Origin of the sequence: Anaerotaenia torta, assembly GCF_050433395.1 — a bacterium.
GTDB classification, from domain to species: domain Bacteria; phylum Bacillota; class Clostridia; order Lachnospirales; family Lachnospiraceae; genus Mobilitalea; species Mobilitalea torta.
Genome location: NZ_JBNPXH010000009.1, coordinates 34,787 through 51,153 on the forward strand (window position 1 = coordinate 34,787; position 16,367 = coordinate 51,153).

The 16,367-nt window shown below is 46.6% G+C and carries 16 protein-coding genes; 11 read left to right on the forward strand and 5 right to left on the reverse strand.

Annotation, left to right across the window (positions count from 1 at the left end):
* Positions 1-53: 53 nt before the first annotated feature.
* A complete protein-coding gene (locus HNQ56_RS14985; protein ID WP_429147817.1) occupies positions 54-1,070 on the reverse strand; it encodes a LacI family DNA-binding transcriptional regulator in 1,017 nt (338 codons plus the stop codon).
* A 385-nt stretch (positions 1,071-1,455) separates the two neighbouring features.
* Here HNQ56_RS14985 and HNQ56_RS14990 point away from each other — a divergent pair, with 385 nt between their 5' ends.
* The 10 genes from HNQ56_RS14990 to msrA all read left to right on the forward strand — a co-directional run bounded on the left by HNQ56_RS14990 (position 1,456) and on the right by msrA (position 11,267).
* Entirely contained in the window at positions 1,456-1,767 is a 312-nt protein-coding gene (locus HNQ56_RS14990; RefSeq protein WP_429147819.1) for a hypothetical protein, read from the forward strand.
* A 160-nt stretch (positions 1,768-1,927) separates the two neighbouring features.
* The gene (locus HNQ56_RS14995) at positions 1,928-2,962 is read left to right on the forward strand and encodes a V0D/AC39 family V-type ATPase subunit (RefSeq protein ID WP_429147822.1); all 1,035 of its coding nucleotides are present in this window, start codon (positions 1,928-1,930) and stop codon (positions 2,960-2,962) included.
* Positions 2,963-2,986: 24 nt separating this feature from the next.
* Entirely contained in the window at positions 2,987-4,891 is a 1,905-nt protein-coding gene (locus tag HNQ56_RS15000; RefSeq protein ID WP_429147823.1) for a V-type ATP synthase subunit I, read from the forward strand.
* 30 nt (positions 4,892-4,921) lie between these two features.
* Positions 4,922-5,338: an ATP synthase subunit C gene (locus tag HNQ56_RS15005; RefSeq protein ID WP_429147826.1), complete on the forward strand. Its 417-nt coding sequence runs from the start codon at positions 4,922-4,924 to the stop codon at positions 5,336-5,338.
* A gap of 45 nt (positions 5,339-5,383) precedes the next feature.
* Positions 5,384-5,692: a V-type ATP synthase subunit F gene (locus HNQ56_RS15010; RefSeq protein ID WP_429147828.1), complete on the forward strand. Its 309-nt coding sequence runs from the start codon at positions 5,384-5,386 to the stop codon at positions 5,690-5,692.
* Positions 5,693-5,711: 19 nt separating this feature from the next.
* Positions 5,712-6,278, forward strand: coding sequence for a V-type ATP synthase subunit E (locus HNQ56_RS15015; protein ID WP_429147831.1), 567 nt, complete (start codon positions 5,712-5,714; stop codon positions 6,276-6,278).
* 24 nt (positions 6,279-6,302) lie between these two features.
* A complete protein-coding gene (locus HNQ56_RS15020; RefSeq protein ID WP_429147834.1) occupies positions 6,303-8,069 on the forward strand; it encodes a V-type ATP synthase subunit A in 1,767 nt (588 codons plus the stop codon).
* A gap of 74 nt (positions 8,070-8,143) precedes the next feature.
* Complete coding sequence (locus tag HNQ56_RS15025) at positions 8,144-9,541, forward strand: V-type ATP synthase subunit B (protein ID WP_429147836.1); 1,398 nt, start codon at positions 8,144-8,146, stop codon at positions 9,539-9,541.
* 4 nt (positions 9,542-9,545) lie between these two features.
* A complete protein-coding gene (locus HNQ56_RS15030; RefSeq protein WP_429147838.1) occupies positions 9,546-10,166 on the forward strand; it encodes a V-type ATP synthase subunit D in 621 nt (206 codons plus the stop codon).
* 594 nt (positions 10,167-10,760) lie between these two features.
* Positions 10,761-11,267: a peptide-methionine (S)-S-oxide reductase MsrA gene (msrA, locus tag HNQ56_RS15035; RefSeq protein ID WP_429147841.1), complete on the forward strand. Its 507-nt coding sequence runs from the start codon at positions 10,761-10,763 to the stop codon at positions 11,265-11,267.
* Positions 11,268-11,368: 101 nt separating this feature from the next.
* On the opposite strand, the gene HNQ56_RS15040 is transcribed toward msrA, so the two are convergent.
* From HNQ56_RS15040 to HNQ56_RS15055, 4 genes are all read right to left on the reverse strand, one after another.
* Positions 11,369-12,034, reverse strand: a complete 666-nt coding sequence (locus HNQ56_RS15040; protein ID WP_429147843.1) for a helix-turn-helix domain-containing protein — start codon at positions 12,032-12,034, stop codon at positions 11,369-11,371.
* A 105-nt stretch (positions 12,035-12,139) separates the two neighbouring features.
* The gene (locus HNQ56_RS15045; RefSeq protein ID WP_429147846.1) at positions 12,140-12,337 is read right to left on the reverse strand and encodes an FtsX-like permease family protein; all 198 of its coding nucleotides are present in this window, start codon (positions 12,335-12,337) and stop codon (positions 12,140-12,142) included.
* A 119-nt stretch (positions 12,338-12,456) separates the two neighbouring features.
* On the reverse strand, positions 12,457-14,718 hold the full coding sequence (locus HNQ56_RS15050) for an ABC transporter permease (RefSeq protein WP_429147848.1): 2,262 nt from the start codon (positions 14,716-14,718) through the stop codon (positions 12,457-12,459).
* A 26-nt stretch (positions 14,719-14,744) separates the two neighbouring features.
* A complete protein-coding gene (locus tag HNQ56_RS15055) occupies positions 14,745-15,446 on the reverse strand; it encodes an ABC transporter ATP-binding protein (protein ID WP_429147850.1) in 702 nt (233 codons plus the stop codon).
* 253 nt (positions 15,447-15,699) lie between these two features.
* On the opposite strand from HNQ56_RS15055, the gene HNQ56_RS15060 reads away from it, so the two are divergent.
* Positions 15,700-16,305, forward strand: coding sequence for a TetR/AcrR family transcriptional regulator (locus HNQ56_RS15060; protein ID WP_429147853.1), 606 nt, complete (start codon positions 15,700-15,702; stop codon positions 16,303-16,305).
* Positions 16,306-16,367: the final 62 nt, after the last annotated feature.

A 16,367-nucleotide genomic window follows, 5' to 3' on the forward strand; every position in this document is an offset into this window, starting at 1 on the left:
CGCCAGGTCCCCAGCGATACCGCACTTTAAACTTATTCCCTGTTAATTCTTGCTCATCTCTCTCTCGGACTTCCCACTGAGGTTCCGGGAAGCACCCTTCCTTCCACAACTACCCTTTCAATGATTGCTGCCTTGGGATTCTCAATCAGCGCAATCAATTTCTGTGCCGCGCTTCTTCCCAGAAGCCCGGTATCCTGCTGCAGGGTTGTTATCTTCGGTTCCAATACCTGTGACAGAAGAATTCCGTCATATCCCGCAATGGAGATGTCCTCCGGTATTCGCAGCCCCTGCTCCTTAATCGCATTAATTCCGCCGATACAGGAAAAATCATCGGGGAAAATAATGCAGGTAGGACGGTCCTTCAGCTCCAGAAGCTCTCTGGTGAGTCTCGCCGTGGTTTCAACATCATGATAGATGCCGCTCTTCACGTAATCGTCGGATACTTCAATCCCCAGCTCTCCCATGGTCTTATAGAAGCTTCCCACCCGGTTCTGGGTAACAGAGGAATCGGCTCCGTGGATATATGCAATCTTACGGTGACCCTTCTCATAAATATAGGTAAGCAGATCTCTCATTCCCTTAATATTATCCGAGATAATGGCTGTCCGGTTGTCAAACACATGATCAATGGTCACCACCGGAAGATCCCCCCTGATTAATTCCTGTACGGAAGGATCCGTAAAATTGATACAGGCAATTACTACTCCGTCCACTCCACGGTACTTGCTGTGCTCATAATAGGACATATTCTTATGCCCTGTGTGCTTACTGATAAAAGTTATATCATAACCGTGTTTCTCCGCCTCCACCTTAAAGCTGTCCAGCACATTGGCAAAGTATGCATGGGTCAGGCCGCTCTGGGCTTCATCCATGAATAACACGCCGATGTTATAGGTACGGTTTGTCTTTAAAGCTCGGGCTGAGGAATTCGGGAAGTAGCCCATCTCCTTCGCAATCCTTCTTACATTCTCTTTTGTTGCCGCAGCAATATCACTATGATCATTCAGGGCCTTGCTCACGGTTGCCACCGATACCCCGCATCGAATCGAAACATCCTTGATTGACACCACGCTATATTCTCCTCGTCATTACTTAATCGTTTTCTGTCCCTGTTTTCAGCTTTATGTATTATTATCCTCCGGTAGGAGCTCCTGTTGCAAAAAAAACTTTCTGCAATAAATCCGGATGTTTTATTAACCTTTTTCCGTATTATATCAAACATTTCCTATTTTTATGATGAATATCTATCCAACTGCTATCTTTAGTTTAAACCTTTTCGAAGAATTTTGCAAGCCCTTTTTCTGCTTTTTACTTAAACGTTTTCTAAATATTTTTTATAAGTTTTTTACATAATACATTATAATTATTCATGAAATTGTACATATTCACTATTGCAAATAATTAAAAACGAGTTATGATAATGTGTGTATTCATGTCGTCGGTAGGAGGTAGCATATGGAAAAGGTCATTAGTCTTTTATTTGATATAGAGAAAAAAGCCAATCAAATCATTGAACGTGCCAATATCGAAAAAAATGAACTATATGAAGAAAATGAAAAGCAGATTGCCCAGCTGGAATCCGGCATTGCCGAAGAGAATAATAAGAAAATCAAAAGTCTTATGGAACAGTCCGAGAAGGAAATCGAGCAGGAGAAACAGCAGCTTATCAATGATAGCGAGATACAGCTGAAGGAATTGGAGACCTATTATCAGGAGAACCATGATACCCTGGTTGAAAAGGTGTTCCAATGTATTACCCGGATCTAATCTCTATTATCTCTACTGGCAGCAATAATCATGGCACAGAGTACCGATACCATGGACGCCCGCGTACATGGTAGATGTTGCCTAAAGGCAACTGCGCGGCAGCGCAAGAGTCCGCAAGCGGACTCTATATTTTTTCTTGTAAGAATGGAGGTGGTTGCTTATGGATTCCGCAATTTCTTATAGCGGTATTAATACAAAGGTTAAGGCAATGCATTCAAAGCTGATCAGCAAAGCCGATTATGAAAAGATCACTAACCTGGAGACAGTTGCCGACTTCGTTGCTTTTTTGAAAAGGCACCCGGGCTATGCCGAATTTTTACGGCATTATGATGAGCGTCAGGTTCACCGCGGCGAGGCCGAGCGTGTGCTGTTCAATACCCTGTTTATCGACTATGCAAAAATCTATCGCTTTGCCAACGATATTCAGCGTCAGGATCTGGAACTGGTCTTCTTCCGATATGAAATCAATGTATTAAAGACCTGTATCCGGTTAATCCACAGCAGTGAAAAAGTCTATGACCTGTCAGCGTTCCAGCAATTTTTCAGCAGGCACTCCCAGATCAATGCAGCTTTGCTCTCCTCGTCCCGGTCCATTGATGAATATATTCAGAATTTGAAGGGAACACAGTATTATAAGCTCTTGTCCAAGCTGAACGCCAAGCCGGACCTGACCTCCTTCGATTATGAGATGACCCTGGACGTTTATTATTTTACCCGTTCCTGGAAGCTGAAGGATTCTCTTCTGAGGGGGAAGAACCGTACCGCCTTTACCCAGCGCATGGGTACGGAGATTGATCTGCTGAATATTATGTGGATCTACCGCTCCAAAAAAATGTATGATATGAATTCCGCCCAGATCTTCACCTACTTAATTCCGGTGAATTACAAGCTGAGTATTTCCCAGCTCTCCCGGCTGGTACAGGCGGCCACCACGGAGGAATTCCTGAACGCCCTGCAAACAACCCGTTACAAATTTTTTATTCCTTTTTTGAAGGATGGTTCCATGGAGCGGGAGTATTCCAGAATCATTGATAAAATATATTTAGTCAATATAGCGCGTTATCCCGCATCCATGACCCAGGTCAACTATTATCTCTTTTGCAAGGGGATGGAGATACAGCGGCTGACCTCCGCCCTGGAATGCATCCGCTATGGTCTGGATTTAAAGAAGAAGCAGGAATATATCCTATATTAAATATAGAACTGGAGGTGTGAAGCAGTGATTGAAAAAATGAAATTTATCAGTATTACCGGTCCCAAAGAGGATTTTGACCGGGTAATCAATACCTATCTTACCAAATATGATATCCATTTAGAGAATGCTCTTACGGAGCTTAGTACCTCCCATAATTTGAGGCCCTTTATAGAGAATAACCCCTACAAGGAGCTGGCTGCAAAGTCCGAGGATCTGGTGAAGAAGCTGGAGGGTCCCGATCCCGGCAATCAGGAACTGATGTCTCCCCAACAAGCCGCCGATATTATTAATGCCGCATATAACACCCTGTCGGATCTGAATGATAAAAAGAAGGTTTTAAAGGCCCAGCAGCACGAATGCAATGAGCTTCTTACCCAGATTGAGCATTTCCGTCATCTGGATTATGACATTCATAAGATTATGGACCTGAAATTCATTAAATTCCGGTTCGGTAAGATTCCTCATGAATTTTACACCCGTTTTTCCAAATACGTGTATGAGAATCTCACCACTGTTTTTTATGAATGCGAGCGTGACAGGGAGTATGTGTGGGGCATCTACTTTGTGCCGGCGAATGAAGCGGTGAAGATTGATGCGATCTATACCTCTCTCCATTTCGAACGGGTCAAGCTGCCTGATGCCTACGAGGGAACTCCGGAGGAATCCTATCATTCCATCGTCACAAAGATCAGCGATCTCGGCAAGGAGCTGGATGATATCTACAAGGAGATTAAGGCACGGCTGAACGATGTGGCATCCGATCTGAAGAGGGCCCATTATACGGTTGATCTTCTTTCCAGGAATTTTGATGTCCGCAAGCTGGCCGCCTGTACACGGGAGAAGGGCAAGAAGGATGTCTTCTATATTATCTGCGGCTGGATTACAGAGAAGGATTGTGCTGCCCTCCTTGCAGAAACAGAAAAGGATGACCTGGTATACTGTCTCACGGACGACGGGCAGGCGGATAAGGATATGAAGCCTCCCACAAAGCTGAAGAACCTGAAGCTGTTCAAGCCCTTTGAGATGTTCATCAAGATGTACGGCCTGCCGGCCTATAATGAGATTGATCCCACCTCCTTCGTGGCCATTACTTATTCCATCATCTTCGGCATTATGTTCGGCGATGTAGGCCAGGGGCTCTGCCTGGTGGTCGGAGGCCTGCTGATTTACAAGTTCAAGAAGATGAGCCTGGCTGCCATCATCTCCCTTGCAGGTGTTTTTTCCACCATTTTCGGCTTTCTCTACGGCAGCGTCTTCGGCTTTGAGGAGCTGCTGCATCCGGTATGGATGTCACCCAGGGAAAACGTCATGAGTATGCTGTATACCGCCATCGGCTTCGGCGTATTCCTGATTGTACTGGCAATGCTGATTAATATCATCAACGGAATAAAGGCAAAAGATTGGGGCCGTGTGCTGTTTGACACCAATGGAGTAGCCGGGCTGGTGTTCTATGGAATGCTGATTACCTGTGTCGTTCTGGTATTTACCGGACGTCCTCTGCCCGCAGTGATCTTCTTCGCGATCTTCTTTGTCCTGCCCCTGGTGATCATTTTCTTCCGGGAGCCTCTCACCCATCTGGTGGAGAAGAAGGCACATATCTTTCCGGAGCATAAGGTAATGTTTTTTGTAGAAGCAATTTTTGAAATGTTTGAAGTTTTACTCAGTTATTTAACCAACACCATCTCCTTCCTCCGTGTAGGTGCCTTTGCACTGAGCCATGCGGCCATGATGGGCGTTGTAATGCTGCTTGCGGGTGCGGAGACCTCCAATCCCAATATCGCCGTATTGGTTCTCGGCAATGTAATTGTTGCTCTGATGGAAGGTCTGGTAGTCGGAATTCAGGTTCTGCGTCTGGAGTATTATGAAATGTTCAGCCGTTTTTATAAGGGTACCGGCAAGGAGTTCAAACCTTATAAGAGCAGGAAATAGAAAATATTGAATTTTAAGGAGGATGCTATTATGGCATTAAAAATCACAATCGTTATCGCATTAATTTTAACTATTATCGTTCCTTTCGGTTCCTTTTTAGCAAGCAAGAGAAGCAAGGGCGGTTTAAAAGCAACCCTGGGCTTTAATATCCTTATGTTCTTCGGTGTTCTGGTAATCGCCAATATCATGATGTTCTCCGGTCATGTATCCGCTGCGGAAACCGCCGGAGCTGCTGCTTCCACCGATGGCTGGAGATACATTGCAGCCGCTCTTTCAACGGGATTATCCTGTATCGGCGGCGGTATCGCTGTTGCCTCCGCTGCTTCTGCCGCTCTGGGTGCCATCAGCGAGGACTCTTCCATCATGGGTAAGTCCCTGATCTTCGTGGCTCTTGCAGAAGGTATCGCCCTCTACGGCCTGATCGTATCCTTTACTATTCTCGGATAATTCACCGGTGCGTTAACGGTTCATCATCGATAGGGAGGAATACTTATGCGTATGTATCTTATCAGCGACAATGTTGACACCTATACCGGCATGAAGCTGGCCGGAGTCAGCGGTGTCGTGGTTCACACAAAACCGGAGTTAAAAGAAGAGTTGGATAAAGTGCTTGCAGATAAGACGATAGGCATTATTCTGATTACCGAAAAGCTATGCGACGATATTCGTGAAACCATCAATGACATTAAGTTAAACCGAAGAGTTCCGTTGGTTGTGGAGATCCCGGACAGACATGGAACCGGCCGTAAGCCTGACTTTATTACGTCTTATGTAAACGAAGCCATTGGATTGAAATTATAAGAATTGGAGGTTGCAACCAATGACCCTTGATGAAAAATTAGATCATTTTTATTCTTCGGTAATCGAAAGTGCTACCAAGCAGAATATTGAAATTGTAGAAGAATATAAGAAAACCCTGCAGAAAAACTTTGAAGAACGCAGGGAAGCCGCCCTGCGCAAGGCAGAGGCAAATTACCGCATCGCTTCGGAGAACATCGTCCGCGAGAGAAACCGCAAGCTGTCGGCAGAGGCTCTGGATATCCGGCGCAAGGTGCTGGAGAAGACGGAGGAGATCGCAAACCAGATCTTTACCGATGTCCATGCCCGGCTCCAGGAATTCATGCAGACTCCGGAATATGAGGAGCTGCTGGTGGCGTGGATCAGAAACGCTTCTGATTTTGCCCACGGAGATGCTCTTACCGTGTATCTGAACCCTTCCGATGCTCCCAAAAAGGCGGCTCTGGAGGGCAAAACAGGAATCACGCTGACTATAAGCGACCGGGATTTTATCGGCGGTATCCGTGCCGTCATTACAACCCGCAGTATTTTAATCGATCATTCGTTTTTAACTAAATTGGAGGAAGCAAAGAATTCCTTCACTCTTTAAGTCCAGGAAAGGGAGATCATCCTTATGAGTTTAACAGGTAAAATATTCGGCATCAATGGTCCTATTGTATATGTGGGCGAAAATAAGGCCTTCAAGATGGGGGAAATGGTTTTGGTAGGCAAGGATAGGCTGGTAGGGGAAGTTATCGGACTCTCTTCCGGCCGGACCACCATCCAGGTATATGAAGAAACCACGGGACTGCGGCCTGGGGATGAGGTGCTGTCGACCGGCGCTGCTATTTCCGTCACTCTGGCTCCCGGCATCATCAGCAATATCTTTGACGGGATCGAGCGCCCCTTACAGGAAATCGCTGCAAAATCCGGCGCCTTCATCTCCCGCGGTGTCAGCGTGGAATCCTTGGATACCTCAAAGCTCTGGGATGTCCACGTTACCGTAGTCCCCGGAGACAAGGTATACGGCGGCACAATTATTGCCGAGGTTCCCGAGACCAGGGCCGTCATTCATAAGTCCATGGTTCCGCCGGAGGTATTCGGAACCGTAACAAAGGTTGTTCCCGATGGAAAATACACAATCAATGATACCATTGTAACTATAATTGACAGTAAGGGACAGGAACGGGAGCTGACGCTGACCCAGCGGTGGCCGATCCGCGTTCCCAGGCCCACGGCAAAGCGCTTCGCTTCCGACCGGCCTTTGGTAACAGGGCAGAGAATTCTGGATACCCTGTTCCCCATCTCCAAGGGCGGCACTGCCGCTATCCCCGGCGGCTTCGGAACCGGCAAGACCATGACCCAGCACCAGCTGGCCAAATGGTGCGATGCGGATATTATCGTCTACATCGGCTGCGGTGAGCGCGGCAATGAGATGACCGAGGTTCTCGAAGACTTTACCAAGCTGGTGGATCCCAAATCCGGCAATCCTCTGCTGGACCGCACCACTCTCATCGCCAATACCTCCAACATGCCCGTGGCTGCCCGTGAGGCCAGCATCTATACAGGAATTACCCTGGCGGAATATTACCGGGATATGGGCTATCATGTGGCCATCATGGCGGATTCCACTTCCCGTTGGGCGGAAGCCCTTCGTGAATTATCCGGGCGTCTAGAGGAAATGCCTGCCGAGGAAGGCTTCCCGGCCTACCTGGCTTCCCGTCTCTCCGCTTTCTACGAGAGAGCCGGCTTTATGCAGAATCTCAATTGGACCGAGGGCAGCGTATCCATCATCGGAGCCGTATCCCCTCAGGGCGGTGACTTCTCCGAGCCCGTCACACAGAATACCAAGCGCTTTGTCCGCTGCTTCTGGGCCTTGGATAAATCCCTGGCCTACGCCAGACATTTCCCGGCGATCCAGTGGCTGACCAGCTACAGCGAATATGTTAACGATCTGGCTCCCTGGTATACGAAGAATGTAGGAGAAGATTTTATAGAATGCCGCAACCAGATTCTCAGCCTGCTGACCCAGGAAAGCCAGCTGAATGAAATCGTAAAGCTCATCGGCAGCGATGTTCTTCCCGATGATCAGAAGCTGGTGCTGGAAATCGCCAGGGTGATCCGTCTGGGCTTCGTACAGCAGAATGCCTACCACCCTTCCGACACCTATGTGCCCATGGCAAAGCAGCTGAAAATGATGGAAACCATCCTGTATCTGTATCAGAAATCCAGACTGCTCATTGACCGCAACATGCCCATGTCCCTGTTAAAGGAGAGCCCCGTATTTGACAAGGTAATTTCCATCAAATACGATGTGGCCAACGATGAGCTGGAGAAATTCGATGACTACACCGCAATGATTGATCAGTTCTACGAGCAGATCATGTCCAAAAACGCTTAGCTGGAAGGAATTCGGAAAATCAGAAGCGCTTTTTACAGGATTACAAGCTGCCTGGCGGCAGAATGGAGGTAATTATGTCGATAGAATATTTAGGACTAAGTCAGATCAATGGCCCCCTGATCGCTTTGGAGGGGGTCCGCGATGCATCCTTTGATGAAATCGTTGAGCTGACCATAGAAGGCAGCAAAAAGAAATTAGGCAGAATTGTAGAATTATATGAGGATAAAGCAATTATCCAGGTATTCCAGGGTACGGAAGACATGTCCCTGTTCAATACCCATACCAAGCTCACCGGACATCCCATGGAGGTTGCACTCTCCCCCGATATCCTGGGCCGGGTATTTAACGGAGTAGGCCAGCCCATCGACGGTCTTGGCAATATTATTGCGGAGACAAAGCGGGATGTCAACGGCCAGCCCCTCAACCCCTGCTCCCGTGAATATCCCAGAAACTATATCAAGACGGGCATTTCCGCCATCGACTGCCTCACCACCCTCATCCGGGGACAGAAGCTTCCCATCTTCTCGGGAAATGGTCTGCCCCACGACCAGCTGGCGGCACAGATTGTAAAACAGGCTTCCCTGGGAGAGAATTCGGAAGGCGATTTTGCCATTGTATTTGCTGCTATGGGTGTAAAGCACGATGTTGCTGATTTCTTCCGCCGCACCTTTGAGGAAAGCGGCGCCAGTTCCCATGTGGTAATGTATTTGAATCTGGCCAATGACCCGGTGGTAGAGCGTCTGATCACACCGAAGGTTGCTCTCACTACCGCGGAATACCTGGCTTTTGAGAAGGGAATGCATATCCTTGTTATTCTTACCGATATGACTTCCTTTGCAGAGGCCATGCGTGAGGTCTCCTCCTCCAAGGGTGAGATCCCCAGCAGAAAGGGCTACCCCGGTTACCTGTACAGCGAACTGGCTACCATCTATGAGAGAGCCGGTATTGTTCACGGCTGCGGCGGTTCCGTAACCCAGATCCCGATTCTCACCATGCCCAATGATGATATTACCCATCCCATTCCCGACCTGACAGGATATATTACGGAAGGTCAGATCGTTCTTGACCGGGGACTGCATCAGAACAATGTATATCCTCCCATCAGTATCCTGCCCTCCCTCTCCCGTCTGATGAAGGATGGTATCGGAAAGGGCTTTACCAGGGAGGACCATCAGGACCTGGCCAACCAGCTCTTCTCCTCCTACGCCCGTGTGGGCGATGCCAGAGCCTTAGCCAGTGTTATCGGTGAGGATGAATTATCCTCCCTGGATAAGCTGTATCTGAAATTCGGCGCATCCATGGAGCAGGAGTTCATTGCCCAGGGCCGTCTGGAGGACCGTACCATTACCCAGACCCTGGATAAGGGCTGGGAACTGCTCTCCCTTCTGCCCAGAGAGGAACTGGACCGTATCGATACCAAGATTTTGGATCAGTATTATAAAGCCGGCAAAACGGCAGACGAATCGAGGTGATCCCATGAACCCCAATACCTTTCCCACAAAGGGTAATTTAATCTTAGCCAGGAATTCACTCCGGCTGGCAAAGCAGGGCTATGAATTAATGGATAAAAAAAGGAATATTTTAATGCACGAGCTGATGGAATTGATTGATAAGGCAAAGAATATCCAGAGTGAGATTGATAATACCTTTACCTCGGCTTATCTCTCACTTCAGAAGGCCAATATTGAGATGGGTATTGTGAATGTTCAGGAGCTGTGCAATACCATCCCGGAGGAGAATTCCGTTGAGATCAAGCAGCGAAGCATCATGGGAACCGAGATTCCCCTGGTGGAGTATGACAGCACCGTAAGCAAGCCCACCTATGCCTTCTTCCAGACGAAGCTATCCCTGGATGAGGCGACAAAACGCTTCGTTAAGGTGAAGGAGCTCACCATCCGCTTATCCATGATCGAAAACTCCGCCTACCGCCTGGCCACCAATATTAACAAAACACAAAAACGGGCAAATGCCTTGAAAAATATTACCATTCCCTATTATACCCGGCTTACGGTAGAGATACAGAACGCGCTGGAGGAAAAGGAACGCGAGGAATTTACACGGCTTAAGGTGATCAAAAGGCGGCAGGCAACCCAATAATCATCCATAAATTAACATTAAAAAACATTTATTTTGCCGCATATAAATTCTTTATCGGAGCATAATAAATATCAGATACGACATACCGCTTAACTTGTTAACTTGTATGGAGATCATAGACTTTAATTCGGAATAAGTCGTTGTCGTATCTAAAAAAATGAATATAGACGCCTATAATTTCGTCTCAGAATTACGGGCAGCAAATTCCTCGATGTGAGTTCTGAAAATGAATTCGCGCATGATGTTGGGAGATGGTAGCTTTGGACAGTCAAATGTTGTTGGTCAAGTCTCACAATGGATTTGATGATTTGCGTTAAAGAATGAGACAAAGCCCTAACGGGCACAGTAGAAGGAGCGGGTATCATGATTGATGCCTGCTTTTTCTACTTCATCCTCCCGCATGGGTTATCGTTCTGCGGCATTCTTTTTCTTGCTATTTTTTTCGCTTATGATAAAATAGCTATAATATTTCATTAAAGCGTCAAAAGGTGCTTTTGACGCTTTAATCATTACAATATCTATACCACAAAATCCATACATCCACACTATAAAATTAAGAAAGGATCACAATACATGCATACAGCGAATGATACCATGCAAGTCATATACAAGATGATCTACCTGGCCGGAGGATGCTTCTGGGGTACGGAGAAATACCTGGCGGGGTTTCCCGGAATTCTTCAGACCGAGGTGGGCTATGCCAACGGCCATACAGAGAATCCCACCTATCAGGAGGTGTGTCATAATAATACCGGACACGCCGAGACCGTCCAGGTTCTCTATGATCCGGAACAGATCGGATTGAACACTATTCTGAGCCTGTATTATGAGGTTATCGACCCTACCTCCGTCAACCGGCAGGGCGGCGATGCAGGCAGTCAGTACCGGACCGGAATTTATTACGTCGATACCGCTGACCTGCCCGTGATCCGGACATCCGTAGAAGAACTGCAGAAGCACTATGATAAATCCATAGCAATCGAAGTTCTTCCTCTGGATAACTACTACCCTGCCGAAGAATATCATCAAAAATATCTGGATAAGAATCCAAACGGATACTGCCATATTCCCAGAGAAAAGTTCAAAAGAAGGGACGGATGAAGCCATTTGGAAGAACACAAAAAGAGGATATGCTCTTTCGTCTAACGCATATCCTCTTCTATTGATGACCCAATATTCGATGAATTCCAATATCCAACGAATTAATTCTCACCGGCTTGAGAATTCCGATTTGTCTGATTCGTTTTTTTCCCTTTCATTGCACTGATAACCGTACCGATGATCAGTCCGACTGCAGAGCATAAGATCCCAGGAAGTAAATCCGTTATATCCGGGATATGCAAATTTCCGAATGCAATTGTATTCGCCAAGCTAAAGGTAGCATAATGAGCCAGCATATACATAAGTCCAAAAAACAGCATCATAATCCACTTATAATTAGCCCAGCCGCTATCTTTTCCGATCAATACAGAGATCACTAATGTAGTCACAGGTAAAACAAGATAGAATACAACCAGTGAGTATCCCATTGCATCTGATCTTCCTCCAAGCCAAAACACAATGATTGACATTGCCCAGATTAACAGATACCCCATAACCTGTATTAATTTTGAAAACTTCTGACGGCTTTTCACCTCATTGGTGCTTTCGCTGAGATATTCGATCATTTTTTTGTCCTCCTTCAATAATTCATCAAGGCTGACAGAATAGAGATCACTCAAGCTGATAACGCTTACGATATCGGGGAATGACCTGTTGTTTTCCCAATTTGAAATCGTCTGACGGCTGACACCGATCTCTTCAGCGACTTTTTCCTGCGTCATTCCTACTTTTGTCCTTGCACTTTTCAGCTTACTTCCAATCTCCATTGCTGCTCCTCCTTGTTGACCTTATTATCACTCCAAAATGTTCGAAAGTCTATCAAGCCGCTTTTACATAGCCCCAAATACCGTGTCAAAATCCTTTTACATCGGTTAAAATAAGGTTATCACAGCGTATCCAAGCCCTTCGCTCGCCAACATTCTCCTGACCTGCTTTCGGCTCATGCCAATAGACTCAAGTATCGCCAGTTCGCGCTTGCGAACCATAACACTAACCGACATTACATTTACAAAATTGAGAATACCAATCAAAGCGATAACAAGCGCAACGCCGCCGCCGAGAACAAGCAATACCGTTTTTTACAGCTTTGTAAGAACATTGAGAATGCCGTATATTTCCCCGGCTTAGAAGCTACGCTGCGGGAAACATCATTATAATTATATGCGCTTAGACGAATAGATACAAGTACTCACTCCACTCCTTTTAACGAGCTTACCATATCAGCGCTTCTCACCCGTTTGGAAAAGAAGAGATTTACTGCTGCTGAAAGCAGCAATGTACCTATAATACATCCAAGATAAGAGCTTATATCTACTACAATAATAAAGTCAAATACATCGCCGATGAATCGGAAAATATACCGCAGAATCATTATTCCCAGAGGAATTCCGGGTAAAATCCCGATGACCGTCAGCCATATATTCTGGGTCAGCAGCAGGCGGCGCAGCTTACCGGTCTTAAATCCCATAACCTTCAGGGTGGATAATTCTCTCTGCCTCTCAGTGAAGGACAGAACGCCCAAATTGTATATTACAACAACGGCAAGAATGATTGCCGCAAGCATCAGAGTATACACCAGAATATCCATCGCCTGCGCCATGGTCCGGTAGCCTTCAATTAACTCCTCCCTCTCCAAAATCTTAGCCACGCCTCCCTCTCCCTCTGTCGGATAGTCTTCCTGAGGGATTCCTGCACTGACAATCGCCGTGGGCTGGTAATGGTATCCATAGCTTTCATAAACTCCCCGGTACATTGCGATTCCCTGCGCAAAGGGAGTACGATGAATCGCACCGATTTCTGCTCTGTTCCATCTCTCCTCCCCATACCGGTGCCATTCGATTTCATCCCCAACCTGCAGTTGAAGATCTTTGGCCATCTTATAGCTGATGGAAATCCGGTCTCCCGGGAGGTCAATTCTGTTCCGGTCACTGTCCACAAAGCGGATTAACTCCGCATCCTCCTCCACTACCAGGAGTTCGCCGCTTTTTTTCACACCACCCGCTTTGAGCTCCACTGCCCCCTCAAAGCTCCCTTCTCCCTCCACTCTATGGATTATGGAAGCAATCTGCTCTTCTGTTGCCGTTTCCTCCAGCTGGATGCGCGTCTGGTATCTGTTAATCACCTCATAATTCCACTCCACAATATAATCCATCGTATCCTGCAGTCCGAAGCCGCAGATCAGCAGTGCGCTGCAACCCAATATTCCGGTAATAGCCATAGCGGACCGCCCTTTACAGCGAAGGATATCCCTCAGATTCCATTGGGAATGGAAACTCAATCTTCCCCATAACCTGCTCCGGTCAAGAAAATTATGCTTCACGGCTGTGGGTGCTTTCGGCCTCAGGCTCTGTGCCGGGGTGTCCTTCAGCACATTACGGCAGGTCAGATAGGTCGCCAGGATACAGACAAGAACCGTTGCCGCAGCCATATAAAATACGCTAACAGGCATGGATGCCTTCCATTCCGGCAGAGTAAACGCCGCCTGTAAAGGTCCGTAAAACAGATAGGGCAGCAGCATGGAGCCCAGAATAACACCCAGAGCTGTTCCTGTCAGGCTGATCCACAGACCATAGGATATATAATGAAACAGGATTCGCCTTCTACGAAATCCCACCGCCTTCAGTACTCCGATTTGCGTTCGCTGATTATTGACCAGCCTCGACATGGTTGTTACCATGGTCAGAACGGCTACGGCCAGGAATACCAGGGGAAAGATCTGTCCCATCGCCTTATGCTCCTTGATCTCCTCTTTAAATTGCATATAGCTTCTCATATTCTCCTTGCCAAGATACACACTGTATTTCCCCTGCAGCACCTGATCTGCGGAGCTTTCCAGATCGGAAGACTCCAGATCGGAGGTGACCAGAAGCTGTGTATACTGTACCGGTATTCCTTCCGGAACCGCTTCATAAGAAAGGTATCCAAAGCCGTGGTCCTTCCGGTTGGGCACCATGTCGTCCGTTCCTGCATAATATACATACTCGGGGCTCAATACCAACCCCCGGATGACTGATTCAAAAGGAATTCCTGAAACAGTAAAAACAAGTCTGTCTCCCGGCTTCAGACCCATTTCCCCGGCAAATAACTGATCCAGCCAGACTCCCTCCTTCTCCGGGGAAAATTGTTCTCCCTCCATCAAATGAAACCGGGATATCTCACCTTTCTCTACAAAATTCAGCTGCAAGTCCGGCTTGTTCTCATATTCCCCCATAGCCGGAAGCGTCATCCTGCGTTCTACTCCCGTTACGCCTTCCAAATTCCTGACGCTCTCCGCCGCCTCCTCGCTAATTTGTGTACCATAGATTATAGCATCCGCTAAATTAGTCTCCTCATAATATTTCTCCGAGGTTTCCTTCAAACCATTCCATTCACTGCTGATCCCGGAGTAAACAAATACCCCCAGAAACGCCATAATGAAGATCGAGATAAACTGCATTTTATTTAACTTCATATCTCTAAGCATTTTCCGCAACAGCATTACCAGTTCACCTCGCTCACCTCTTCCGGGCTCTCATTTTCTGCTACCCGGGTAATTCTTCCGTTCTTTATATGTATCACCTTATCAGCCGCCTGCGCCAGCGCTGCATTATGGGTCACGATAATGACTGTTTTATTCTCTTCCCTGCTTAAACGCTGCAATAAACTCAGAATCACCGTCCCGGTTTCTGAATCCAGGGCGCCGGTGGGTTCATCACACAGCAGCATCTTGGGATTCTTGCAGACAGCCCTGGCGATGGAAACCCTCTGCTGCTCTCCTCCTGACAGCTGGGCCGGAAACTGGCTTAACTGCTCCTTGAGTCCGACTGCTTCCAACACCTTCACAGGGTCCATAGAATTTTTCGCCACCTCCCTGGTCAGAGAGACATTCTCCAATGCGGTCAGAGTGGGAATCAAATTATAGAATTGAAATACAAAGCCAACATTGACGGCCCGGTATTCGGTTAATTCATTATCCCGATACGCAGTGATGTTATTACCGCCGATCAGAATTTCCCCGGAGGTCGCATAATCCATGCCTCCCAGCAAATTCAGCAGTGTTGATTTTCCTGCACCGCTCGGTCCGAGGATCACTACAAATTCCCCCTCCTGAATCGTAAAACTGATCCGATCAACCGCGGACAGCTTCCTTTCCCCTATGATATACTCCTTTGATACATCACGAAATTCAATTAAATTCATATCTTTCCCACCCTTTCTGCTCCAAGCTTATCAACAGTTCCCCGCAAAATATAGAAAATTCACCTGTAAGTCTCATTATTAAGTCTGTAATATGAAATATATTTCATGTTCATATATTATATGCTTTTCATTTTATCATGTCAACACAATATATGAATGATATTTCACATTTTTGATTGATGCTGTCACCTTATTGTTGACGAAAGCAATCTTCCTCTTTATAATCATAATTATGGTTACAAGGAGGCTGATTATGGAAAAGAAGCAAATTAGAACGCCTCAACAGCAGCGTTCCATCGAGAAAAGAAATAGAATAATAGATGCCGGCTATGAATTATTCTGCGAGAAAGGCTTTCATCATACAAATACTGCCGAGATAGCGAAATTTGCCGGTGTATCCACCGGTATCGTATATAGCTATTTCCAGGATAAAAAGGATATTTTTCTGGAGGTAATTAAGAGATACGAGAACAACATCACTTCCCCCATGTATGAGACCATACAGAATCTGAAGCTGCCGTTGGATTTACCCGGGGTGATTAAAGAAATTATTATCAAATTAGCCAAATCCCACACCCTGAATAAAACGGTTCATGAAGAGATGCTGGCTTTAGCTCACACAGATCAGGAGATCGGCGAGCTGTACAACCGTTCCCAAGCCAATATTGCCGCGAATTTGGTAGAGCTCCTGAACCGATTTGATATTCGTCCCTCTCATGCATACGAAAAGGCCTATTTAATCTGCATCATAGTGGAAAATCTGACCCATGAAATGATGTATCATCAGCAAGAGAATGTGGATTATAATGTCATGGTGGACGTTACCGTTAAAGCGATAATAGATATGCTTACAAATTAAGGGGTGTCAGGCACCAAAAAAGTCTTGACTATCACGTTGCGTTATAGTTTACAATGATATTT

Bases quoted from the DNA above. Each gene is read 5' to 3' on its own strand.
- HNQ56_RS15005 (WP_429147826.1), top strand. From the start codon at position 4,922: ATGGCATTAAAAATCACAATCGTTATCGCATTAATTTTAACTATTATC.
- msrA (WP_429147841.1), top strand. From the start codon at position 10,761: ATGCAAGTCATATACAAGATGATCTACCTGGCCGGAGGATGCTTCTGG.
- HNQ56_RS14995 (WP_429147822.1), top strand. From the start codon at position 1,928: ATGGATTCCGCAATTTCTTATAGCGGTATTAATACAAAGGTTAAGGCA.
- HNQ56_RS15030 (WP_429147838.1), top strand. From the start codon at position 9,546: ATGAACCCCAATACCTTTCCCACAAAGGGTAATTTAATCTTAGCCAGG.
- HNQ56_RS15015 (WP_429147831.1), top strand. From the start codon at position 5,712: ATGACCCTTGATGAAAAATTAGATCATTTTTATTCTTCGGTAATCGAA.
- HNQ56_RS15025 (WP_429147836.1), top strand. From the start codon at position 8,144: ATGTCGATAGAATATTTAGGACTAAGTCAGATCAATGGCCCCCTGATC.
- HNQ56_RS15040 (WP_429147843.1), bottom strand. From the start codon at position 12,034: ATGGAGATTGGAAGTAAGCTGAAAAGTGCAAGGACAAAAGTAGGAATG.
- HNQ56_RS15055 (WP_429147850.1), bottom strand. From the start codon at position 15,446: ATGAATTTAATTGAATTTCGTGATGTATCAAAGGAGTATATCATAGGG.
- HNQ56_RS15020 (WP_429147834.1), top strand. From the start codon at position 6,303: ATGAGTTTAACAGGTAAAATATTCGGCATCAATGGTCCTATTGTATAT.
- HNQ56_RS15060 (WP_429147853.1), top strand. From the start codon at position 15,700: ATGGAAAAGAAGCAAATTAGAACGCCTCAACAGCAGCGTTCCATCGAG.
- HNQ56_RS14990 (WP_429147819.1), top strand. From the start codon at position 1,456: ATGGAAAAGGTCATTAGTCTTTTATTTGATATAGAGAAAAAAGCCAAT.
- HNQ56_RS15050 (WP_429147848.1), bottom strand. From the start codon at position 14,718: ATGAAGTTAAATAAAATGCAGTTTATCTCGATCTTCATTATGGCGTTT.
- HNQ56_RS15010 (WP_429147828.1), top strand. From the start codon at position 5,384: ATGCGTATGTATCTTATCAGCGACAATGTTGACACCTATACCGGCATG.